This window comes from Azospirillum baldaniorum, from assembly GCF_003119195.2.
Classification (GTDB): domain Bacteria; phylum Pseudomonadota; class Alphaproteobacteria; order Azospirillales; family Azospirillaceae; genus Azospirillum; species Azospirillum baldaniorum.
In genome coordinates this window covers 135,990-156,962 of the sequence record NZ_CP022255.1, presented here as the reverse complement: position 1 = coordinate 156,962, position 20,973 = coordinate 135,990, and the positions used below count along the sequence as shown (strand labels likewise).

Below are 20,973 nucleotides of genomic sequence, written 5' to 3'. Positions count from 1 at the left end.
TCAATCCTTCAGGCCGCCCGCGGTCAGCCCGCGGACGAGGTATTTGCGGACCAGCAGCGTGAAGGCCAGCACCGGCAGCATCACGAGCGTGCCGGCGGCGGCGATCTTGCCCCACTCCCACCCCTCGTACTGGAGGAAGTTGGTGATGGCGACCGGGGCGGTGACGGCGTTGGTGCGCGTCAAGATCAGCGCGAAAAAGAAGTCGTTCCAGGAGAAGATGAAGCAGAACACCGCCGTCGCCGCCAGACCGGGCGCCGCCAGCGGCAGCGTGACCCGCCGGAACGCCTGCCACACGCCGCAGCCGTCGATCCAGGCGGCCTCCTCCAGCGAGCGGGGAATGGCCGCGAAGAAGGTCTGCATGAACCAGACGACGATGGAGATGTTGAAGGTCATGTAGATCAGCGCCAGCCCGACCACCGAATCCTGCAAGCCCACCCAGCGGTAGGCCAGGAAGAAGGGGATCGTCAGGGCGATGGGCGGAGCCATGCGCGTCGCGAGAATCCACAGCGCCACCCGCCGCCGCGCCCGGAAACGCCAGCGGGTCAGCACATAGGCCGCCGGCACGCCCAAGGCCAGGGACGCCGCGGTGGACAGGCTGCTGACCAGCACGCTGTTCAGGAAGGATTTCGGGAAATGCCCTTGCCAGAGCGCCACAAAATTCTCCAGCGTCGGCAGGAAGAGGACCGCGTCGTCCAGCACCGCGTCGGCGGGGCGCAACGCCATCTGGACCATCCAGGCGAAGGGGAACAGAACCAGCAGCAGCAGCGCCAGCGCCGCCGCATGCAGGCCGATGCGGTGCCGCCGCCAGCGCAGCGGCCGCACCCGTCCGGGCCATGCCGCGATCCGGGCGGGAAGGGGAGCCGCGGCGGCCCGCGTCGCGTCAGTCATGGTGCACCTCGTTCCATCCCAGGCGGCCCACCAGCCAGCTCACCGCGAAGACGCCGCCCAGCATCAGGACGGCAATGGCGCTGGCGTAGCCCCAATAGGAGAAATTGAACGCCTCGATGAAGCCGTAATAATTGGTGACCTCCGTCGCGGTGCCCGGCCCGCCGTTGGTCAGGACGTAGATCAGCGGAAAGGCCTTCAGGCTGTCGATCAGCCGGAACAGGCCGCAGACGACCAGCGCCGGGCGCAGATAGGCCAGGATGATGTGGCGGAACACCTGCCGGCGGTTGGCCCCGTCGATCCGCGCCGCCTCCAAAGGCTCGTCCGGGATCAGCTGCAGCGTCGCCAGCACCATCAGCATGGTGAAGGGAAACCACTGCCACGTCTCGGCCACCGCGATGGCCCAGATCGCCAGCGTCGGATCGGTGATCAGGGAGTCGACCGGCAACCCCGCCTCCTCCAGCAGCCGGTGCAGCGGGCTGACGTCCGGCGTGTAGAGGATCTTCCAGATCAGCGCGACCACGATGGGCGGCAGCACCATCGGGATCAGGAAGGCGGCGCGGATCGCCTCGAAGAAACGCGCGCGGACGTTCAGCAGCAGGGCCACCCCCAACCCCGCCGCCAGTTGCAGCCCGACGCTGGTCGCCGACAGGTGGAGTTGCAGCAGGACCGAGTTGTGGAACCGCGCGTCCCGCAGCAGTTCGCGGTAATTGCCGAGCGGATCGGAGAAATCGAACACCGTGCCGGGGTTGACGAGGCTGAGCGGGGTCAGGCTGACCCCCAGCAGGAACAGCCCCGGCAGCAGCGTGATGCCCCCCAGCACGACCAGCGCCGGCAGAAGCCCCGCCAGATAGGCGCGGCGACGGGTCTGTTCCCAGCCGGCGGGTGCCCGCTCCGCCTTCGGTCGCGCCGGATTCAGAAAGGCCATGGCCACGCCCTCCCCCGCATGCCGCCCGTCAGATGGCGACGCCGGCGCGCCGCAGGTCGGTGATCGACCCGGCCTGCGCCTGCTCGATGGCCTGCTTCGGCGACAGCTGGCCGGAGACGATGTTGGCGATGGCCTTGTTCAACTGCTGGTCCACCTGCGGATAGACCGGCACCGTGCGGTACTTCATGTGCCCCTGCCTGGCCGCCAGATCGACGGCGGAGGCGATGATCTCCGACAGGTCGTAGCCGTTCACCGTGGCGATCCGCTTGAACTCCGCGGATTCGAAGTCCGAGCGGCGGGTGGGCGAGGCGTAGCGCTCCTCCACGATGGCGCGGCGGGTGTTCTTCTTGGACAGCGCCCATTGGATGAAGGCCCAGGCGGCGTCCTTGTTCTTCGAGGCCGCCGGAATGCCCAGCCCGTGGGTGGCGACGCCGGGAAAGCGTCCGGCGGGGCCACGCACCACCGGGCTGTACGCGACGGTCGAGGCCGTCTTGCTGTTCGGCCCGCCGACCTGCGACAGGTAGGTCTGTCCGATCGCCGAATAGTTGGCCCGCCCGTTCTGCAGCGCCTGGAGCGCCTGGTCCTCCGTGTAGGAGAGCACGCCGTTGGGGCCGAACTCCTTCAGAATCCGCGCGAAATACTCCGCGGCGGCGACCACTTCCGGCGTGTCGAGCACCGGTGTCAGATCATCGGGCGGGTTGCGGAAGACGTTGCCGCCGAAGGCCTGGAGGAAGGGCACGAAGGTCCAGCCATAGTGGTTGTCGGTGACGAATCCCGCCACCTTCTCCTTCCCGTGCACGGCCTTCAGCGCGGTGACCAGTTCGTCCGTCGTGTCGGGCAGACCGAGCCCGGCGTTCTTGAACAGGTCGAAGCGCGACGCCCCGGAGATGAAGGTGTCCACGGTCCAGGGAACGCCGTAGAGCCGCCCGGCCTTGTCGCTTTCCGGCGCCCGCAGGCCCGGCAGGAAATCCTCCACGTCCCAGTCGGCGGGCGTGCGGTTCGCATCGCGGATGTAGTCGTCGAGCGGCGTGAACCAGCCGGCCCCGATCCAGCGGCTGGAATAGATGAAGGTGATGTTCAGCACGTCGTAGGCTGCACCGCCCGTGGACAGCTCCAGATCGGCGCGCTGGTTGTAGACCGGAAAGGCCGGCGTGTCGTAGACGACCCTGGCGCCCGTCGCCTCCTCGAACTCCGGCAGCCATTTGGTCAGGATACGGGCAAACGGTGCGTTGAAGGTGGAAACGTTGAGCGTCACGCCGGAGAATGGCTTCGCCCCGCCATAGGCCGGCGCCTTGCCCGGAAGCAGCAGGCCGCCGCCGAAAGCCGCGGCGCCCGCCAGAAGGCGGCGGCGGGAAAATTCATGCGTCAGGGCCATGGAGATGCTCCGTATCGAATGCGGCGAAGAATGGGATGAAGGAAAGCCATCGCGTCGAAGCCCCCTCTCCCCTGAGGAGAGAGGGTTCCGGTGAAGCGGTTATTCGGCGGCGATGGACGAGGAGGCGGACTGCGGCGGCGTGACCGAGCGCAGGAAGCTCCGCCGGCCGTCCACGGCGACCGGCGGTTCCCCGGTGACGGTGACGCGGCGGACGATGCGCGGCTGCTCGTCGTAATCATCCACGGCGCGGTGCTGGGTCGCCCGGTTGTCCCACACGGCGACGTCCCCCGCGGACCAGCGCCAGCGCACCACATTCTCCGGGCGGACGACATGGTTCTGGAACAGCTCCAGCAGCAGGCGGGAATCGGTACTCGGCAACCCGACGATCCGCTGCACGAAATGGCCGAGGATCAGCGAGCGCTCGCCGGTTTCCGCATGGACATGGACGAGTGGGTGCTCCGTCTCGTAGCGGGTGGAGGTGAAGACGGTCTGGTAGCGGTGCAGCCCCTGTTCCGACGCGCTCTGACGGTCGCCGACATAGTCGTAGACGTTGGAGTGCAGCGCCCACAGCCGGTCCGCAAGATCGCGCAGGGGCGGCGACAGCTCGGCATAGGCGGCGGCCGTGTTGGCCCACAGCGTGTCGCCGCCGCGCTCCGGCGCGGTGACGCTGCGCAGGATGGAAATGGCGGGATAGCCGGGAACGAAGGTCACGTCGGTGTGCCAGGAGCTGGCGCGCTCGCCCCGGCTGCCGTCCACATCCAGGATGTTGGCGGTGCCAGCCAGGGATGGCACGGTCGGGTGCGGCACGAGGTTGCCGAACTGGCGACCGAACGCCTCCTGCCCGGCCTCGTCCAGATGGGTCTGCTCGCGGAAGAACAGCACCTTGTGGCGGCCCAGAGCCTGCCGGATGGCCCGCAGGACCGCCGGCGGAAGGTCGCCGGACAGCCGGACGCCATGGATTTCCGCCCCGATGCGCCCCGCGACGGGACGAATGTCGAGACGGGCGATGGAGGTGCCGACAGCATCGGCGGATGCAAACTGGGTCATCGTGTCATCCCTTTCGATAGCCCGGCCGCCGCGTTTCTGTCTGTGCGATCCGGCCGTTTTTCCTTGCCCCGCATTCGCGTGGCGGTGGTCCCGGTCGGACCGTGGGCGAGCGAGCGGGCAAGGCGCGGCCTTCCGCCACTGGCGCTTGGACAATCCGGGACTGTTTGTGGAGACGATGCGGCGATCAGCAGCGCCGACAGCCGTTCCGGCAACCGCCCATGCCCGCAGGACAGGAGACGGCCGAAGGCCGGAGGTTGGCGCGGGGATCGGCGGGGATTGGCATGTCCGGTCACTCCCTTGAGGACCCACGACCGTGATCGTGGCGCTTTAGCGGTTGATGACGCGGCGCAAGCTGCGATTCAAATTGCCGCGGCCGGAGGTGTCTAATGCCGACCTGATAAACCTACTTAATAAGTAGTCTATGAGTCAACAGCCTGAGAATTTTTTGTGTAAGAAATATATTTTTACAGAAATTAATAGTTTTTATTGAATTATCCCAACCCATTGCCGCGCCAGAGGGCCAGGGGGTGCCCTTTCCCAACGCTCGAAGAACGGTGTGGACAGCGCATCTTGCTCCTTCGGACCGACAATGGCCCTCGACCGCCGCGCCCCGTGACCAAGTGGGTGCGAAAGCCGCCGCAACCGGCCGAAATCCGTTCGACAGCCGTTGCGGCCTCGTGGTTTAAGACGATGCCACGCCAGCACAACCGCGGCTCCGTTCTGAGGATCGATGAGGCCAGGTCGTGGGCCGGTGTGCGCAAGCGGGAGAGCGCAGCCCAGCCTGTTTCGCACCTCGTCAGGCGGCACGAGCGGATTCTGCCTGTCCTGACCGCCGGCGTGGCGGACAGGCTGCTCCGATCAACGACGAGGCGGGCGGGAGTTCCCCATGGCGACGGTGCAGGAGGCGCTGGAACTTGCGGTCGAATATCATCTCCAGGGCAGACTGACGGAGGCCAGGGAGCTTTACGGTCGTATCCTTGCCGTCGAGCCGGACCAGCCGCACGCGCTGCACCTGTTGGGCGTGCTCCACGGGCAGGAGGGCCGCCCGCTGGAGGCGATGGCGCGGATCCGCCACGCCATCGCCAGTGCTCCGGACGTCGCCGACTTCCACGCCAACTTCGGCAAGCTGGCCATGGCGCTGCGCAGGGCGGACGAGGCGATGGCGCTCCACCGCCGGGCGCTGATGCTGCGCCCCGGCCACCCGGATGCACTCGCCGGTCTGGCCCCGATGCTGGCCCAGGGTGCCCCGACCGACGAGGCCGTGTCGGTGCTCCGTCAAATCCTGCACCTGAAGCCCGAGGATGGCGGCCTATCGCCGTCTCATCGCGCTCGACCCCTCCCATGGCGCGGCCTGCAACAACCTTGGCAACCTCCTGCGCGCCGTCGGTGCCGTGGAGCAGGCGTCCATCGCCTTCCGCCGCGCCGCGCGGCTCGCGCCCGGCTCCGCGATGATGCTGATCAATCTCGGCGCCGCGCTCGTCGATCTCGGGCGCACAGAAGCGGCGACGGAGGCATTCCGCCGGGCGATCGCCTGCCAGCCTGACGACGGCGACGCCTATGCTGTTCCCCGAGGTCGGCATGGAACCCATGACCTATCGGCTCGCGGCGCTACGCCTCGCACCGGTGCAAGCCGTGGCGTGGGGGCACCCCGACACGACGGGGCTTCCCACGCTCGACCATTACCTGTCGGGCCACCTGTTGGAGCCACCGGATGGCGACGCCTTCTACAGCGACCGCCTCATCCGGCTGCCCAACCTGGGTTGTCACGTGGAGCCCACCCGGCGGCCCGTCGCGTCGGTCACGCGCCGCCGATTCGGCCTGCCCGACGGGGCTCCGGCGTTCCTGTGCAGCCAAAGCCTGTTCAAATACCTGCCCCAGCACGACCATGTGTTTCCCTCCATCGCCGCCGCCGTGCCCGGCAGCCGGTTCCTGTTCTTCCGGCACAGCCAGGACAGCGTCAGCCGCAGCTTGGAGAACCGGCTGGAACGGGCCTTCGCCTTGCAAGGCATCGACAGCCGGGAACACTGCGTCTTCGCCGATCAACTCGACCATGACGCGTATCTCGCCACGTTGCGGGTGATGGACGTCTATCTCGACAGCATCGGCTTTTCCGGATTCAACACGGCCCTGCAGGCGGTGGAGGCCGGGCTTCCGGTGGTGACCGTGCGTGGCCGCTTCATGCGCGGACGGCTTGCCGCCGCCCTGCTGGACCGCCTCGGCATGGCCGATGCCGTCACCATGAGCGCTGACGACTTCATCGAGGACGCCATTCGCCTGGGGCGCGACCCCACGGCGCGGAGCATCCGCACGGCGCGCCAGACCGCCGCGCTTCCCACCGTCTATCGCGACCGGGCGGCCATCACCGGACTGGAGCATTTTCTGACGGGGTAGTCCCAAACGTGACACCCGTAACGAAACCCTGCCGGAAGGAAAGGGCGGGGACGGCGATCTGGGTGCGGTGCATGCGGCGGCGCTGGTCCTCGGGAAAGGGATCGCGGCGGTGCATGGTCCAGCGGTTGTCCCACATCACGAGATCGCCGACCCGCCATTGGTGGTGCCAGGACAACTCCGGACGCACCGCCGCCTCCCACACCGCGTCGAGCAACGCCTCGCTCTCCGCCAGCGGCAGGCCGGGGATGCAGGCGTGCGGGCGGCGCCCCAGCAGCAGCGCCTTGCGCCCGCTCACCGGATGGGCGATGACCAGCGGGTGCACGGTGCCGGGCGAGGTGGCGAGGTCGGTCGGAGGCGCGAAGCCCTGCCGCAGATAGCCGCCGCTGTTGGTCGTGCTGTCGTGCTTGATCGACAGCCCGCCAACCCGCCGCTTCAGATTCTCCGGCAGCGCGTCGTAGGCGGCGAACATGCTGATGAATCCGGTGTCCCCACCCTCCTCCGGCACCTCCAGCGCGTAGAGGCTGCTGGCGTAGGGCGGAGTCTCCAGATAGGTCATGTCGGCGTGCCAGACCGACTCCCCCGCCCCCAGCGCGCCGATGGGGCGGCCCTGCTCCGTGACGTTGGAGATGACGTAGACCTCCTCGAGGCCCGGCGCGTGCAGCCGGCCATGCTCGGTGATCGGCGCCTTGTCAAGCGGCCCGAAATGCCCGGACACCCGGACGAGGTCGGCGTCGGACAGCGTCTGGCCGCGGAACACCAGCACCAGATGACGGTCCAGCGCCTGGGACAGCGCAGCGGCGGTGGCGGCGTCCAGCGGCTGCGACAGGTCGATGCCGCGGATCTCGGCCCCCAGCGTGGGGGAGACCGGATGGGCGGTGAAGGCGGGGTGGGTCATGGGAACGCCCTCAGCTTCCGGTGCGGTCGTGGATGTCGGCGAAGAACAGGTCGCGCCAGTCGGCGGGCCGGTTGCGGATCGAGCCGATGCGCGCCATGAAGTCGGTGAAGATGCCGATGCCGCGCGGGGCGAGGTCGTAGGACACCTCCGGATGGGCGATCATCGCCGCCACCTCCTCCTCGCCCAGCTTGGACTTCTCGATGCGGATGTAGGCGCGGGCGGCCTCCCTGGGGTCGGCCTTGATGAGGGCCACCGCGTCCTCCAGCGCCGCCAGCACGGCCTTGGTCAGCCGCGGGTTGGCCTCGTGGAAGGCGGCGGAGGTCCACAGCGCGCTGAAGGACGCCGGCCCGCCCAGCACGTCGTAGCTGCTCAGCACCTTGTGGATCTTCGGGTCGCGGAGCTGCTGGTCCTGGAAGGGCGGGCTGGTGAAGTGGGCGGTGATCTCCGTCCGGCCGGACAGCAGGGCGGCGGTGCCGTCGGGATGGGCCAGCGAGACGGTCAGCGGGTCCAGCCGCGCGTGCTGGCCGGGGCCGAAGACCTGCTCGGCGGCGATCTGGAGCACGATGGCCTGATAGGAGGCGCGGACCGACGGCACGACGATGCGGTCCGTCTCGGTGAAGTCCGTCAGGCCCTTCACCTCGGGCCGGTTGGTGTTGAGGTAGGCCGGCTGGGCGTTCAGGGCGGCCAGCCCGCGCAGGTTGGCGTTCCCCTTCGTCTTGTCCCAGGCGATGATGAAGGCCGGCACGCCCGCCGCCCCGAAATCGGCGTTGCCGGACAGGGTGGCCTCGGTGATCGTCGTCGGGTTGCCGAGCGGGGTGTAGCTGGCCGTCACCGCGCCCAGCCCGGCGGCGCGGGCGTGCTTCTCCACCAGCCCCTTGTCCTCCATGACGTAGAGCGGCAGGTAGCCGAGGCCGAGGTTGCGGGCGAAGCGGACCTGCGTCGCCTCGGCCTGCGCGGGGGCCGGCGTCAGGCCGGCGAAGCCGGCGGCGAGCAGCAGCGCGGTGCCGAGCAGCGCCCGGCGGCCCACCCCGAAGAAGCGCGGGGAAGCGGGGAAGCGCGGGGAAATGGTCATGGGGTGTCCTGTGGCGGAGATCGTCAGATGACGCGGAAATTGTGGGCGCCGTCGCGCTTTAGCTGGTCCACCAGCTCAAGCTCCCAGTCGATGTAGCCCTGCATGGCGGCGGCGCTGTTGTCGGTGCCCTCGTAGGGACGCTTGTAGACGTCGTCCGGCTCCGGCCCCAGGCGCTCCAGCCCGGCGCTGAGCGGCAGCCCGGCCGCCACCCAGCCCTGCGTGCCGCCCTCCAGCAGCAGCGGGACCGCCCCCGGCGGGAAATCGGCGGCGGCGTAGCGGGTCAGCGTGCCGTCCCAGCAGGTAAGCACCGGCCGCACGCCCTTCGGCAGGCGAGCGATGGTGCCGCCCAGACGCGCGCGGGTCGAGAAATACGCCCCCGGGATGTGGCCGGCGCGGTAGCGCGGGCTGCGGGTGATGTCGATCACCGCCGCCTCGCCGTTCTCCAGCAGGGCCAGCAGGTCGCGCGGCGCCACCGTCTCCGCCCCAACGTCCGGGACGGGCGGCAGGCGGCGACGGTCGGGGCCGCTCTCGATGCCCAGAGACGCCACGTCGCCCTCCAGCACATGCACCTCCCAGCCAAGCTGCGCCAGCCAGGAGGCGGTCATGTCGGCGCGCGGCCCGCCGCCGCCCGCCGGGTCGTCGACCAGCACGATGCGGGCGCCGCGCACCGCGACATACTCGTCCGTCGCCTGGATGAGCTGGCCGCCCGCCGCGTGGCGGAAGCCCGGCAGATGGCCGGCCTCATACTCCTCCGGCGTGCGCACGTCGAACAGGTGCAGGGTGCGCCGCTCGTCGCCGCGGAAGGCGTCCAGCGCGGCGGGGCCGATGCGCCCGACGCCGGCCCGGTCAGCCACCGCGCGGGCGGCCTTGCGGGCCCTCGTGTCGCCCTCCGGCGACACCGCCGGAAAGCGCCCGTCGCGCCCGCGGTCCAGTTCCAGCCCGGCCAGGGTCCAGCCGATGGTGCCGTTGCGCAGCGCCGCCACGCGGTTGGGGATGCCAGCATTCACCAGCGACTGCGTGCCGATGATCGAACGGGTGCGCCCGGCGCAGTTGACGATGACCAGCGTCCGCGGGTCGGGCGCGATGTCGTGGACGCGCTTGACCAGCTCGGCCCCCGGCACGCTGACGCCGCCGGGAATCGCCATGGTCTGGAACTCCTCGTAGCGGCGGGCGTCGAGGATCACCAGATCGGCCCCACTATCGATCAGCGTCTTCACCTCGTCCGCAGGCAGCGACGGGGTGTGGCGGTGATGCTCCACCCACTCGCCGAACGCCTTGCTTGGCACGTTGACGTCCCGGTAGACCTCGAACCCGGCGGCGGTCCAGCCGGCCAGCCCGCCCTCCAGCAGCGTCACCTCGCGGTAGCCCAGCGCCTGGAGCCGCCGCGCCGCCGGCTCGGCATAGCCCTCGCCGTTGTCGTAGACGGTGATCGGCACGTCGCGCCGCGGCAGCAGATCGTAGGCCAGCAATTCCACCCGGCTGAGCGGCACCGACACGGCGAACAGCGGGTGGGCCAGCGAATAGGGCCCCTCCTCCCGCGCGTCGAGAAGGGCGACCTCCCTGCGGTCGATCCAGTCGCGGCGGATGTCCGCGGCGGTGCGGGTGGCGAGCGGAGCGGTGTCGGGGGTTGCGGTATCGGGCATGGTTTGCTTTCCGGGACCTGTTATGCGGCTTGCGGAACGGGTTTCGAGCGGTCCCACAGGTTGGGCAGGGCGCTGTTGGCGTAGCCGGAGATGAAGGGCTTGCGCTCGCCGGTCAGCGGGTCGAAGACCGACCGCCGGATGGCGCCGATGTTGCCGCCATAGACGTGGATGCTGATCGAGGGACGGTCGGTCAGCGCGTTGGAAATGGCGTGGACGTCGCCGATGCGCGGCGACACCGCCTCCACCGATCCGACCGGCAGATGGTCGGCGGCGGTGGCGAACGGAGGGCCGTCCCGCAGTTCGTAGCGTTGGGAATGCTCCGCCCCGCGCAGCACGCCGACGAGCCCCCAGACGGTGTGGTCGTGGATCGGCGTGCGCTGCCCCGGCCCCCAGACGAAGCTGACGACCGAGAAGCGCTCATGGGGATCGCAATGCAGCAGATACTGCCGGTAATGGACCGGATCGGGCTGCGCGTAGGCGTCGGGCAGCCAGTCGTCCACGGCGACCAGCCCGGCCAGGAGGCTGCGCCCCGCGTCGAGGATGGCGGCCTCGTCGTCGCCCAGTCGCTCCACCAGACGGGTGAAGTCGCCGATGAAGCCGCGCAGGCGGGACAGGTTGGGAAGTGAGGGATCGGTCATGGTGGTCGTCCGTCCGGGAATTGGGTGCGGCCGAGGCCGGGTGTGGCTGCGGATCAGGCCAACGCGGCCACCAGAATCGGAAGGACGGCCAGGACGACGCCGGCCCCCAAGGCCAGCCAATGGCTGAGCGGCGGTTCGTCCCCGCGCGTCTGGTCCGGCACGCCGTCCGAAGGTTCCGGCGGCAGCGGCAAGGCACAGGACGGGCTGAGCGACGCGATCAGCATCCATTGGAGGTCATCCGAAGCCTTCATGCCGGTTCTCCTTGCTTGGAAAGGGGAAGGGTGGCGCGCCTCTTTCGGACACTTGCGGCGCGCTAACCACATTTGGCGCTGGTATAATTTAGTATATTTCATATAGGAAAATAGGATTTAACGGCGGCGTCAAGCGCCCTTCGCTGCGAACGAAGTTTTTTTGGCAGCGGCGGTCATTGTTTTCGCTCGGCGCCGACGGCTTGTCGCGCCACGCCCGGACGCGTCGGCATCCGTCTGTCGTCAGTGGGAACTCTGTTCCCGCGGGAGGCGGGCTTCGGCCACATATGTGGCCAGGATCGCTGTCGCGGACCAAAGCGGATTGCAATCCGCTTTGGGGAGGGGCATGGAAACCCTCAGCGCAATCCCGCCTCGAGCTGCTCGGCAATCCGCGCCAGCGCCGCGTCCATCGCTGCCGGCGGACCGCTCTCCAAACTGTCCAGCACGATCAGCCGGGCGCCGCCGTCCGCCACGGCCTGGGCGATCTCCGGGGCCGGCTGGCGGTGGTGCAGCACCACGGGAATCGCCTCGGCCTTCAGGGTGGTGGTCAGTTGGGCCAGACGTTCCGGCGTCCAGTCGCGGTCGTCGCGGGTCCAGACCCGGCGCAGGTCGAGCCCGAGGTCGGCGGCCAGCGTGGCGAAGCGGTCGGACAGCGCCGCCGCCGACGGATCCGGCAACGCGGCGAATGCTTGCGCCGACCGGGACGACATCATCAACAGCCCGCGCTTCAGGGTGGCGAGATTCGCGTCGATGGCGGCGGCCGACCCAGGATACAGGCGCCGCAGGTCGGCGGCGAGGATGTCGGCCATCCGTCCGGCGTTGGCGATGCCCAGCCAGGGGAAGGCCGCATCGCCGTTGACCGCGATCCCCGGCAAGGCGCCGTCCACCGGCCGGGCGGCGTCGATCTCGACGAGGCGGATGTTGGCGCGCCGCGCCAGTGGATAGAGCGGATCCTCGACCCAGGCGGAGCGCAGGGTCAGCACCGCGTCGGCCTTGCGGGCCGCCTCCGCCAGCTTGGTCTCGCCGCGCCCGCTCAGGAAGGCGTGCTGGCGCCCCATGGGGATGGCCGGCGGAACCACCGCCTCCACCACCACCGGCGTTCCCTTCGTCAGCGCCTGGGCCAGCCCGGCGGTGACCGGGTGCCCGGCCAGGACCGTCTCGGCGGACGCGCCCGCCACCGTGGACAGCAGCAGGAGCGCCGCGAGCGTGACGCGCTTCATCCCTCTTCCCCCTTCATGAACAGGCGCGCCAGCAGCGCCCCCAGGAACAGCAGCCCCGCCGCCAGGATGATGGCGCCGCCCGACGGCACCGGCAGGGCCAGTTGCACGGGCAGCAGGATTCCGGCCACCGCCGCCACGCTGGCGAAGGCGACCGACAGCAGGAAGAAGCCGCGCAGCGACGACGCGACGACCCGCGCCGCGGCGGCCGGAATGACCAGCAGCGCCCCCACCAGGATCGCGCCGATGATCTTGACCGACGCGACGGTGACCACGGTCACCAGCACGATGAACAGATAGTCCAGCCCCTTCACCGGCACGCCGCGCACCCGCGCCAGCGCCGGGTTGAAGCTGGCCAGCAGCAGCCGGTTGAACAGCGGCAGCATCAGCGCGGTCACCCCGAGGGCCACCACCAGCAGCACGGTCAGGTCGCGGTCGTCCACCGTCAGGACCGAGCCGAACAGCACATTCTCCAGGATGTGGATGTTGACCCGGCTCGCCAGGATCAGCAGCAGGCTGGCGCCCAGCGCCAGCGACACCGACAGGAACACGCCGATCAGCGTGTCGGCGGTCAGGTTGCTGCGGTTGCGCGTGTAGTTGACCAGCAGCGCGAACAGCAGGCAATAGCCGAACAGGCTGGCGTAGGGGCCGGTGTAGGGCTCCCCCACGAGGATGCCGATGGCGACGCCGGTCAGCGCGGCGTGGCCGACCGCTTCGGAGAAGAAGGCCAGCCGCTTGGTCACCACCAGCGTGCCGAGCCCGCCGAGCACCGGGCCGATCACCAGCCCGGACAGCAGGGCGTTGACGAGAAAACCGTGGGTCAAGCCGGCGGGCAACAGCCCGGCCCCGGCCCAGCCCTGGACCAGGGCGCGCAACGCCTCGAAGCTCATGACGCGATCCTCTCGGCTGCCGTGCGGCGCGGAACGGCGGAGAACAGGTCGAACACCCGCTCCGGCGACAGCATCTCCAGCGGGGCGCCGTCGAACAGCACGCGCCGGTTCAGGCCGGTCACCCGCGTCGCCAGCCGGCGCACCTGGGCCAGATCGTGCTCCACCCACAGGATGGTGGTCCCGGCGGCGGACAGCTCGGCCAGCAGCGTTTCGAAGATGGCGATCCCGGCCTCGTCGAGCGCGGTCATCGGCTCGTCCAGAACGATCAGGTCCGGCGCCGGGATCAGCGCCTGGGCAAGCAGGACGCGCTGCCGCTCGCCCCCCGACAGGGCGCCGAAACGGCGGCGGGCCTTGCCGGCCATGCCGACGCGGTCCAGCGCCACGCCGTAATCGATGCGGCGGTCCGGCCCGAGGAAGGCGGGGCGGCGCTGGCACAGCACGGCCAGGAAGTCCTCCACCGTCAGCGGCAGGCCGCGGTCGAACTCCACCGATTGCGGCACGTAGGCGATGGTCCCCGGCCCGTCGCCCGGCCAGTCGAGCCGAATGGTCCCGCGGTGCGGCGCCTGACCGAGCAGGGCGCGGATCAACGACGACTTGCCGCTGCCGTTGGGGCCAACCAGCGCGTGGACGGTGCCCGCCGCGACGCGCAGGGACACGCCGTCGAGGATCACCGTGCGCCCCAGCGTCAGGCCCACCGCGTCGAACAGGATGGCGGGACCCGTCACGGCGCCGCCTCGGCCATCGCCAGAACCAGCGTGTCGAGGTTCCGGGCCATCTCGCGCTCGAACAGGTCGGGCGCGTAGTCGCCGTGCGAGATGTGGGAGAAGGCGTAGAGCCGGATGCCGGTCTCGCGCCGGATCATCTCCACATAGGCGCTGGGGAAGTTCAGCTCCGAGAAGATCACCTGCACGTCGAGCTTGCGCATCGTCGCGATGGTCTCGGCGAGCTGGGCCGGGCTGGGCTCGATGCCGTGGGCGGGCTCGACGACGGCGGAGACCTCCAGCCCGAACTCCCGCAACAGGTAATCGTAGGCGCCGTGGATGGTGGCGACGCGCAGGCTGGCGGTGCCCGCCGTCGCCAGCTTCGTCAGCGCGTCGGCCCGCAGCTGGCGCAGGCGGCGGGAATAGGCGCGGGCGTTGGCGGCGTAGGCGGCGGCGTTGTCCGGGTCGAGCCGCCCCAGTTCGCGCGCGATGGTCGCGACCTGGAGAACCGAATTGGTGATCGACAGGAAGCTGTGAGGGTTGACCACCCTCCCGGCCGCCCGCGCCGCCATTCCCGCGGCGGGCAGCAGCGGCACGTCGGCGTTGGATTCGACCACCGGCAGCGACGGCTTCGCCGAGGCGGCGATCATCCGCCCGGCGAAATCGTCGTGGCCGATGCCGTTCAGCACGATGGCGTCCAGCCCGCCGATGCGCTGGATGTCCTCCGGACGCGGCTCGTAGGCGTGCGGGTTGAAGCCGGCCGGGATGATCGGCACCACCTCGGCCGCATCGCCGACGATGTTGGCGACGTAGGAATAGTAGGGATGCAGGGTGACGCCGAAGCGGCGGCGCCCGGCGGGAGCCGCGAAGGCAGCGGCGGGCATGGCCGCGGCGGCCAGGGCGCCGGCCAGGATCAGGCGGCGGTTAGGAAGGATGCTCATCGGGTCACCCCGGCGGTGAAGGTGGAAACGATCCGCTTCCAGCCGGCGGCGGTCAGCGCCGCGTCCTCCGGCGGGGCGGGCGGGGCTTCGGCGGCGCGCTTCAGCCAGATGTCGGCGCCATGGCCGTCCAGCCGCAGGACCAGGGACCCGGCCAGTTCCGGCGCGGCGGAAACGCCGGCATAGGCGACCCCATCGCCAGTCTTGGCGAAGGTCCAGGCATGCCCGCCGCGCGCCGCGGCGCTGGGGTCGGCGGCGAAGGGCGGCAGCGCCTCGGCAGCCAGTTCCGCCAGCGTCGGCGCCCGGCCCTCCGCCGTCCGCAGGGCGGCGATCTCCTCCCCCGCCGCCTTCAGGTCGGCGTAGAGGCCCTGCTCGGCGGCGGTCAGGCCGGTGCGGGAGTCGATGAGGTGGGCGGCCAGCGGGGCTTCCGCGTCCGGAACGGCGCGCAGCCCGACCGCCAGGGCGGCGGACACGAGAATGGCCCCGGCGGCCAACGCGACCCACAGGGTCTCGCGCTCGGCCCCGGCGCGGCGGACGATCTGGTGATGCATGGTTCCGGCTTCGCTGAGGGCGCTACTTGATTGCCGTGTGCTCGATCTCGACCGTGTGGCCGGGCCCGGCGTCGAACAGGACGTAGAAGTCCTGCGCGGGGCGCTGGAAGGACAGCGTGGAATCCGGACCCAGCTTGCCCTTGACCAGCACCTGCTCGTCGTAGGCGATGACGTCCAGCACCACGCCGGGCGCCTTCGACCCGTCGGAGAAGCCGCCGGTGCATTGCACGGTCTCACTCTCCACCATCCGGCATTCGCAGATCGGGTAATGGGCCTCCGCCGCACCGGCGGCGCACAGGGCGAACAGCCCCGCCAGGGCGAACAGGCGGTGGGTCTTCATCGCTTTCCTCCGAAAATCTCGCCCAGCGGCAGGGACGCCTGATGCACCCCGCCGCTCCAATCCTCCATGGTCACCCACAGCTCCTCCGTGCCGGCCAGCTCGTCCGGAACGGTCACGTCGGCCTCCCGCTCGTAGGGGTTGCCGAAGGCGAGCGCGCCGGCGGTGCGCAGGCTGCGCGGCTTGCCGACGCGCAGGAAGACGCCGCGCACATGGTCGATGTCGGCGGGACGGATGTGGATGCGGTATTCCTTCATCCGCTCCCCTGTCGGCATGCGGCCGGGCGCCTCGTCGTAAGTCGCTAGCGTGACCGGAAAGGGCCCGACAGCGACATCCCGGCGGATCTCGGGCGGCACGAAGATCGGTTTCGGGCTGAAGTAGTCGGGGAGGAAGGGCAGCGGCACCAGCATCATCAGGGCGCTGAGATGGAACTTGCCGCGTTGCCAGAGCTTACGCATTGAGTCTTTACGCATTGGACGGGCCCTCCGCCAAGCGCAGCCCCCGTACCGCCTCGACCGTGGCGCGGGCGGTCCGCTTCATCCAGATCATCATGCCGCTGAAGACCAGTGTGGTCATCAACAGGCCGAAGGAGAACCACACCAGCTTGACCGGAAGGCCGCCGAAATCGCCGGTGTGCAGGGCGCGCATGATGGTGCGGGTCAGCTCGATGCCCGAAGCCGCCTCCATCCCGCCCTCGATGAGGATCACCTCGGCGGTGAAGGGATTCACCCGGACATAGTCGGGCAGCAGCGGCACCTGCCCGCTGGACCCTGCCACCGTCGCCGGGTCGTAGGCGGTGCCGGGCAGCCACAGGTAGCGCAGCCGCATGTCCGGCAGGGCCGCCTTGGCGCTGGCCATGATGGCGTCGACATCCGGCCTCGGCGCGGTCGCTGTCACCGGGATCTGGTCGCGGGCCAGCAGCACCGGCGCCTTTCCGCCGCCCAGCCCCATCCCGAGATGGAACAGCATCATGTAGATCAGGAACCACAGGCTGGTGACCGCGATGACCGCGATGAACCAGATCGACCATGTGCCGGCGACGCGGTGCAGGTCGCCCCACATCACGCGCGGCGCCTGCCGCCAGCGGATGCGCGGCTGGTAGAAGGATTTCCAGAACCGCTTGTAGACCACCAGCCCGGTGACCAGCGACCCGACGAGCGGAATGGCCAGCAAGGTCACGAGGTACCAGCCCACCGGGAAGGTCATGAGCCAGCCGTGCAGGGCGCGGAAGAAGCTCTGGAACGAGTTGCCGGTGGACAGCCCCTGCACCGCCCCGCTGACCGGATTCACCCAGGCGGTGGAGGAGGTTCCGTCGGGCATCGCCATGCGGGCGCCGACCGCCATGTGCGAGCCGCCCCAGCTCAGCGAACTCACCCGTCCGCCCGGCGCCGCGGCCTCGGCGGCGGCGATCAGCGCGCTGGCCGGCAGCGGCTCCCCGGCACCGGACGCCCGCATGGCCGGGTTGACCAGCCACATGATCTCGGTGCTGACCACGGCGATGGTCCCGGTCAGGCTGACAAAGAACAGGAATGCCCAGAGGGGCATCGCCAGCCAGGAGTGCCACAGGAACCACAGCCGCGTGCGCGACTTGCCAACGCTCATCTCGTCCTCTCCGAAGGAACCAACGGTCCTTCTGCTCAGACGAACGGGCGCGCCTCCCGCCTCACCCCCAAATGCGAAGAATTCTCATTATCGTTTTCAGGCCGGTGATGCGGCGGCGGCCTCACCCTTCCCAGCGGTGGGACAGCACGAAGCTGTAGCGCTCCGGACGGACGTGGAAGACGGCGTGGTCGGCGCAGGCGCCGTCCGCGAAGAAGGATTGCCGGATCATCACCAGCACCGGCATCCCCGCCGTCCCGCCAAGCGGTCCGGCGACCGCCGCGCCCGCGGCCTCGGCCTTGACCTCGACATCGGCGCCGACCACCGGCTGTCCGGTGACTTCCCTCAGGACGGCGTAGATCGGCTTCTCTCCGGCCGCCGCCCAATCGACGCCGGCCAGTTCCGCCGACAGCAGGCTGCGCCCCAGCGCCACCGGCTCCCCGTCCACCAGATGCAGGCGGCGCACCTCCAGGCAGTTGGGGCCAAACTGGCCCGTCAGGTCCGGTGGCGTGGCGGTCATCCCGGCCGACAGGTGGCGCATGCTGGCGTTCAGCCCCTGGAGGCGCAGGGATTCATGGAAGCTGCGCAGCCGGTCCAGCGGATGGCGGACGCGCTTGCCCGCCGTGAAGGTGCCCTTGCCCTTGCGCCGCTCGATCAGCCCTTCCACCTCCAGCCGGTCGAGCGCCAAGCGGACCGTCACCCGGCTGACCGCGAAGCGGATGCCGATCTCGCTTTCGCTCGGCAGACGGCCCGACGGCTCGAACCGGCCCGCCGCGATCTCCGCGCGCAGCCGGTCGGCGATCTGCCGGTAGAGGGCCGTCGCGTTCTCCCGCACCAAACTGTCCCGCATCGGGGCCACCGTCCCCTCCCCGCCCATGGCGATCGTGTCCGCGCCTTGATGCCACCGGAGGCCGGCCGGCTCAAGCGCGCTGATCCCCCCGAACACGCCGCCCTCCGGTGGGACGCCCCACATGTCTTATATTGTATTACCAAACTTGTTATGCAATGTATTAGCCGTTGCGGCGCACCGCCCCTCTCCTGCACGAGGTCCCGTCCCATGAGCGATCCCGTCCCCACCGGCCACATCGCCCCCGCCGGCCTTTACGAGCGGAACAAGGCCCGTCCCTTCCTCGGCGCCACCGCCTGCTCCCACCGGACGTTGGTGGCCGGCGAATGGACCGAGGTGACGCTGGCCTACGAGGTCGGCGGGTCGGGTCTCGCCGACGGGGCGGGGATCAAGCTGGCGATGAAGTTCTATTCGGACTGGGCGTTGTTCCAGACCAGCGACCCCACGGCGGCCAATTTCGTTTCCGCCGAGTACGAGGCCGGCCCGCTGGTTCCGGGACAGAGCCCGGCGACCGTGCAGGCGCTGAAGGTGCGCTTCGACCAGAAGGGGCACGAGCGGCCCTACCAGAAGGCCATCGTCATCGACGTGATCGACGGCTACCTGAATCCCGGCGACCGCATCGTGATCCGGCTGGGCGACCGGCGCCAGGGCGGGCCGGGCACGCGGGTGCAGACCTTCGTCGAGCAGGGGTTCCGCTTCCGTGTCTTCATCGATCCGCTGGGCAGCCAGAAATACGCGGAGGTGCCGGGCGACTGCATGATCGACATCGTGCCGGGCGTTCCCGCCGCCCTGCGGCTGGTCGCGCCGCGGCTGATCGCCCCCGGCCCGGCGTCGCTGCTGCTGCGCGCCGACGACGCCTGGGGCAACTGCTGCCTCAACACCACGCTGGACGCCACCCTCACCGTCACCGGGCCGGAGAGCGAAAGCGCACGGACGGTCGCGCTGGCCCCCGACCCGCAGGCGAACGGCTGGCTGGTCCGGCGCGAGGCGCTCGACCTCGGCGCCGGGGAATGGCGGATCGCCGCGACGGCGCCGGGCCTCGCCCCCGCCGAAGCCTTTATCACCGCCGAGGACGGGGCGCCGCGCGCCGTCTATGCCGACCTGCATGTCCATTCCAACGACACGGTGGGCACCAACGACACCGCCTACAATCTGTCCTACGGGCGCGACGTCGCCGGTCTGGACGTGCTGGGCTACACCGCCAACGACTTCAACGTGACGGAGCGCGCCTGGACCGAGGCGGTCGGCCTGATCGACCATTACAACGAGCCGGACCGCTTCGTCTGCTACCCCGGCACGGAATGGTGCGGCAACTCCGCGGCGGGCGGCGACCACAACGTGATCTTCCTGCGCGACGGTCCGCCGCGCTTCCCGGCGGACGGGCGAGGCCAGCCGGTGCGCTCCTTCGAATGGAACGAGTCGACCCGCGGCGCGCTGCGCCCCGGCGCCTGGCCGCTCGACGACCTCTACGCCGCCTACCGGGACGATCCGGAGGGCCATCTGCTGATCCCCCATGTCGGCGGTCGGCGCTGCAACCTCGATTGGCACCACCCGGAGCTGGAGCGGCTGATCGAGATCGGGTCCGCCTGGGGCCAGTTCCACTGGGTTTATGCGGAGGCTCTGGCCCGCGGCTACCGGCTCGGCGCCTCGGCGAGCAGCGACGAGCATCAGGGGCGCTGCGGCGGCGGGGCGCCGGCGACCGCGGTGTTCGGGGCGCGCGGCGGGCTGACCGGCGTCTTCGCCGAACGGCTGGACCGCGCGTCGGTCGGCCGGGCGCTGCGGGCGCGGCGGACCTTCGCGACCACCGGGGAACGCAGCTTCGCCAGCCTGCGGCTGGGTGACCGCTGGATGGGCGAGGTGGTGCAGGCCACTTCGGGCGACGCGCTGGATTACCGCCTGCTCGGCGACCGCGGATGGGAGAGCCTGCGCCTGTTCGACGGTGACCGGCTGGTCTGGGAGCGCGACCTGCACCGCGAGCTGGGCCTGTCGGAGACGAAGATCCGCCTGCGGCTGGGCGGCGCCCGCATCAAGGACCGCTACCGCGGCGCCTATTGGGATGGTGGGATCACCGTCACCGGCGCCGCCGTGCAGCGGGTCGAACCCTTCGGCTTCGACCATCCGGAACAGGGCTGCTGGCGCCGCGACGCCACCACCGTCGCCATCCGCACCGTCACCCACGGCGACAGCGACGGGGTGGAGTTGGCGCTGTCGCGGCTGGCCGGCGCGCGCATCCAGGTGCGGCTCGCCATCGGCACCTACGTGAAGGTCGGCAACCCGCTGACCCCGCCGCCCAACCCGCACGCCCCGGAAGCGGTGCTGGACATCGACGGCGACGCGCTGCTGGCCGACGCGGACGCCGGACGGGTCACGCGTGTTCTGCCCGGCACGGAACTGGAGGTGACGGTGGAACGGGTCACCGAGGCGCCCCTGCCCCGCGACCTCGCCGGGCGCATCCCGCTCGCCGACCTCGCCCTCGCCCCGGGCCGCGAGCATCCGCTGTTCCTGACCGCGCGCCAGCGCGACCAGTCGCGAATCTGGACCTCGGCCCTGTTCCTGACACCGTGAGCGTAGGCCTCCGCGCCCCTCATCAAGCCCTCCGTCTAGTCCGCAGTGGCGGGACGGAGGGCGTCCGGGTGTAGGGTCGCCCTGACGACGCTCCACCGCGTCTCGGGCGGTGGCGGGGAAGACCGGTGCCCATGGAGCGCAGACGGGCAACAGCGGTGGAGGTGGCCAAGCTGGCCGGGGTGTGTTGGAACGCCGCCTCGCCGAGC

Annotated in this window: 20 protein-coding genes and 2 pseudogenes; 4 read left to right on the top strand and 18 right to left on the bottom strand. The window is 70.1% G+C overall.

From position 1 onward, the window contains the following. From Sp245p_RS23115 to Sp245p_RS23100, 4 genes are all read right to left on the bottom strand, one after another. Positions 1 to 888 carry a carbohydrate ABC transporter permease gene (locus Sp245p_RS23115; RefSeq protein WP_014199215.1) on the bottom strand — a complete coding sequence of 296 codons (888 nt, stop codon included), beginning with the start codon at positions 886 to 888 and terminating at the stop codon, positions 1 to 3. Continuing rightward, the gene (locus Sp245p_RS23110) at positions 881 to 1,813 is read right to left on the bottom strand and encodes a carbohydrate ABC transporter permease (RefSeq protein ID WP_014199216.1); all 933 of its coding nucleotides are present in this window, start codon (positions 1,811 to 1,813) and stop codon (positions 881 to 883) included. Before Sp245p_RS23110 ends, Sp245p_RS23115 begins: the two co-directional genes overlap by 8 nt. 28 nt (positions 1,814 to 1,841) lie before the next feature. Then, positions 1,842 to 3,188: an ABC transporter substrate-binding protein gene (locus Sp245p_RS23105; protein ID WP_014199217.1), complete on the bottom strand. Its 1,347-nt coding sequence runs from the start codon at positions 3,186 to 3,188 to the stop codon at positions 1,842 to 1,844. A gap of 99 nt (positions 3,189 to 3,287) precedes the next feature. Next, entirely contained in the window at positions 3,288 to 4,235 is a 948-nt protein-coding gene (locus tag Sp245p_RS23100) for a TauD/TfdA dioxygenase family protein (protein ID WP_014199218.1), read from the bottom strand. An 886-nt stretch (positions 4,236 to 5,121) separates the two neighbouring features. Between Sp245p_RS23100 and Sp245p_RS36660 the strand changes: the two are divergent. The 3 genes and pseudogenes from Sp245p_RS36660 to Sp245p_RS23085 all read left to right on the top strand — a co-directional run. Then, positions 5,122 to 5,526 (top strand): annotated as a pseudogene (locus Sp245p_RS36660) (tetratricopeptide repeat protein); the annotation flags it as partial. 10 nt (positions 5,527 to 5,536) lie between these two features. Further along, positions 5,537 to 5,737, top strand: a pseudogene (locus Sp245p_RS36560) (tetratricopeptide repeat protein); the annotation flags it as partial. 85 nt (positions 5,738 to 5,822) lie between these two features. Next, positions 5,823 to 6,626 (top strand): O-linked N-acetylglucosamine transferase family protein, encoded by an 804-nt coding sequence (locus Sp245p_RS23085; protein ID WP_165359993.1) that lies wholly within the window; start codon positions 5,823 to 5,825, stop codon positions 6,624 to 6,626. On the opposite strand, the gene Sp245p_RS23080 is transcribed toward Sp245p_RS23085, so the two are convergent. From Sp245p_RS23080 to Sp245p_RS23015, 14 genes are all read right to left on the bottom strand, one after another. Further along, the gene (locus Sp245p_RS23080; RefSeq protein WP_014199224.1) at positions 6,595 to 7,521 is read right to left on the bottom strand and encodes a TauD/TfdA dioxygenase family protein; all 927 of its coding nucleotides are present in this window, start codon (positions 7,519 to 7,521) and stop codon (positions 6,595 to 6,597) included. The two genes, Sp245p_RS23085 and Sp245p_RS23080, sit on opposite strands and share 32 nt — an antisense overlap. A gap of 10 nt (positions 7,522 to 7,531) precedes the next feature. Beyond that, positions 7,532 to 8,593, bottom strand: a complete 1,062-nt coding sequence (locus Sp245p_RS23075; RefSeq protein ID WP_014199225.1) for an ABC transporter substrate-binding protein — start codon at positions 8,591 to 8,593, stop codon at positions 7,532 to 7,534. 23 nt (positions 8,594 to 8,616) lie between these two features. Continuing rightward, positions 8,617 to 10,236, bottom strand: coding sequence for a rhodanese-like domain-containing protein (locus Sp245p_RS23070; RefSeq protein ID WP_014199226.1), 1,620 nt, complete (start codon positions 10,234 to 10,236; stop codon positions 8,617 to 8,619). Positions 10,237 to 10,256: 20 nt separating this feature from the next. Continuing rightward, a complete protein-coding gene (locus Sp245p_RS23065) occupies positions 10,257 to 10,874 on the bottom strand; it encodes a cysteine dioxygenase family protein (RefSeq protein ID WP_014199227.1) in 618 nt (205 codons plus the stop codon). A 53-nt stretch (positions 10,875 to 10,927) separates the two neighbouring features. Continuing rightward, complete coding sequence (locus Sp245p_RS23060) at positions 10,928 to 11,125, bottom strand: hypothetical protein (RefSeq protein WP_014199228.1); 198 nt, start codon at positions 11,123 to 11,125, stop codon at positions 10,928 to 10,930. Positions 11,126 to 11,478: 353 nt separating this feature from the next. Beyond that, entirely contained in the window at positions 11,479 to 12,342 is an 864-nt protein-coding gene (locus Sp245p_RS23055; RefSeq protein ID WP_014199229.1) for a metal ABC transporter solute-binding protein, Zn/Mn family, read from the bottom strand. Then, the gene (locus Sp245p_RS23050) at positions 12,339 to 13,229 is read right to left on the bottom strand and encodes a metal ABC transporter permease (RefSeq protein WP_014199230.1); all 891 of its coding nucleotides are present in this window, start codon (positions 13,227 to 13,229) and stop codon (positions 12,339 to 12,341) included. The genes Sp245p_RS23055 and Sp245p_RS23050 overlap by 4 nt, the downstream gene beginning before the upstream one ends. Continuing rightward, complete coding sequence (locus tag Sp245p_RS23045; protein WP_014199231.1) at positions 13,226 to 13,954, bottom strand: metal ABC transporter ATP-binding protein; 729 nt, start codon at positions 13,952 to 13,954, stop codon at positions 13,226 to 13,228. The genes Sp245p_RS23050 and Sp245p_RS23045 overlap by 4 nt, the downstream gene beginning before the upstream one ends. Then, entirely contained in the window at positions 13,951 to 14,871 is a 921-nt protein-coding gene (locus Sp245p_RS23040; RefSeq protein WP_014199232.1) for a metal ABC transporter solute-binding protein, Zn/Mn family, read from the bottom strand. The genes Sp245p_RS23045 and Sp245p_RS23040 overlap by 4 nt, the downstream gene beginning before the upstream one ends. Beyond that, complete coding sequence (locus Sp245p_RS23035) at positions 14,868 to 15,419, bottom strand: DUF6162 family protein (RefSeq protein ID WP_014199233.1); 552 nt, start codon at positions 15,417 to 15,419, stop codon at positions 14,868 to 14,870. Before Sp245p_RS23035 ends, Sp245p_RS23040 begins: the two co-directional genes overlap by 4 nt. 22 nt (positions 15,420 to 15,441) lie before the next feature. Next, complete coding sequence (locus Sp245p_RS23030) at positions 15,442 to 15,759, bottom strand: hypothetical protein (protein WP_014199234.1); 318 nt, start codon at positions 15,757 to 15,759, stop codon at positions 15,442 to 15,444. After that, a complete protein-coding gene (locus tag Sp245p_RS23025; protein WP_246119814.1) occupies positions 15,756 to 16,229 on the bottom strand; it encodes a hypothetical protein in 474 nt (157 codons plus the stop codon). The genes Sp245p_RS23030 and Sp245p_RS23025 overlap by 4 nt, the downstream gene beginning before the upstream one ends. Beyond that, positions 16,222 to 17,358, bottom strand: a complete 1,137-nt coding sequence (locus Sp245p_RS23020; RefSeq protein WP_014199236.1) for a PepSY-associated TM helix domain-containing protein — start codon at positions 17,356 to 17,358, stop codon at positions 16,222 to 16,224. Before Sp245p_RS23020 ends, Sp245p_RS23025 begins: the two co-directional genes overlap by 8 nt. A 121-nt stretch (positions 17,359 to 17,479) precedes the next feature. Then, positions 17,480 to 18,205 carry a GntR family transcriptional regulator gene (locus Sp245p_RS23015; RefSeq protein ID WP_041814103.1) on the bottom strand — a complete coding sequence of 242 codons (726 nt, stop codon included), beginning with the start codon at positions 18,203 to 18,205 and terminating at the stop codon, positions 17,480 to 17,482. Positions 18,206 to 18,412: 207 nt separating this feature from the next. Here Sp245p_RS23015 and Sp245p_RS23010 point away from each other — a divergent pair, with 207 nt between their 5' ends. Then, positions 18,413 to 20,767: a PHP domain-containing protein gene (locus Sp245p_RS23010; RefSeq protein WP_109138927.1), complete on the top strand. Its 2,355-nt coding sequence runs from the start codon at positions 18,413 to 18,415 to the stop codon at positions 20,765 to 20,767. The last annotated feature ends 206 nt before the right edge of the window (positions 20,768 to 20,973 follow it).

Bases quoted from the DNA above. Each gene is read 5' to 3' on its own strand.
- Sp245p_RS23100 (WP_014199218.1), bottom strand. From the start codon at position 4,235: ATGACCCAGTTTGCATCCGCCGATGCTGTCGGCACCTCCATCGCCCGT.
- Sp245p_RS23060 (WP_014199228.1), bottom strand. From the start codon at position 11,125: ATGAAGGCTTCGGATGACCTCCAATGGATGCTGATCGCGTCGCTCAGC.
- Sp245p_RS23110 (WP_014199216.1), bottom strand. From the start codon at position 1,813: ATGGCCTTTCTGAATCCGGCGCGACCGAAGGCGGAGCGGGCACCCGCC.
- Sp245p_RS23040 (WP_014199232.1), bottom strand. From the start codon at position 14,871: ATGAGCATCCTTCCTAACCGCCGCCTGATCCTGGCCGGCGCCCTGGCC.
- Sp245p_RS23075 (WP_014199225.1), bottom strand. From the start codon at position 8,593: ATGACCATTTCCCCGCGCTTCCCCGCTTCCCCGCGCTTCTTCGGGGTG.
- Sp245p_RS23115 (WP_014199215.1), bottom strand. From the start codon at position 888: ATGACTGACGCGACGCGGGCCGCCGCGGCTCCCCTTCCCGCCCGGATC.
- Sp245p_RS23010 (WP_109138927.1), top strand. From the start codon at position 18,413: ATGAGCGATCCCGTCCCCACCGGCCACATCGCCCCCGCCGGCCTTTAC.
- Sp245p_RS23015 (WP_041814103.1), bottom strand. From the start codon at position 18,205: ATGCGGGACAGTTTGGTGCGGGAGAACGCGACGGCCCTCTACCGGCAG.
- Sp245p_RS23035 (WP_014199233.1), bottom strand. From the start codon at position 15,419: ATGCATCACCAGATCGTCCGCCGCGCCGGGGCCGAGCGCGAGACCCTG.
- Sp245p_RS23105 (WP_014199217.1), bottom strand. From the start codon at position 3,188: ATGGCCCTGACGCATGAATTTTCCCGCCGCCGCCTTCTGGCGGGCGCC.
- Sp245p_RS23080 (WP_014199224.1), bottom strand. From the start codon at position 7,521: ATGACCCACCCCGCCTTCACCGCCCATCCGGTCTCCCCCACGCTGGGG.
- Sp245p_RS23055 (WP_014199229.1), bottom strand. From the start codon at position 12,342: ATGAAGCGCGTCACGCTCGCGGCGCTCCTGCTGCTGTCCACGGTGGCG.
- Sp245p_RS23065 (WP_014199227.1), bottom strand. From the start codon at position 10,874: ATGACCGATCCCTCACTTCCCAACCTGTCCCGCCTGCGCGGCTTCATC.
- Sp245p_RS23020 (WP_014199236.1), bottom strand. From the start codon at position 17,358: ATGAGCGTTGGCAAGTCGCGCACGCGGCTGTGGTTCCTGTGGCACTCC.
- Sp245p_RS23030 (WP_014199234.1), bottom strand. From the start codon at position 15,759: ATGAAGACCCACCGCCTGTTCGCCCTGGCGGGGCTGTTCGCCCTGTGC.
- Sp245p_RS23085 (WP_165359993.1), top strand. From the start codon at position 5,823: ATGACCTATCGGCTCGCGGCGCTACGCCTCGCACCGGTGCAAGCCGTG.
- Sp245p_RS23050 (WP_014199230.1), bottom strand. From the start codon at position 13,229: ATGAGCTTCGAGGCGTTGCGCGCCCTGGTCCAGGGCTGGGCCGGGGCC.
- Sp245p_RS23070 (WP_014199226.1), bottom strand. From the start codon at position 10,236: ATGCCCGATACCGCAACCCCCGACACCGCTCCGCTCGCCACCCGCACC.
- Sp245p_RS23025 (WP_246119814.1), bottom strand. From the start codon at position 16,229: ATGCGTAAAGACTCAATGCGTAAGCTCTGGCAACGCGGCAAGTTCCAT.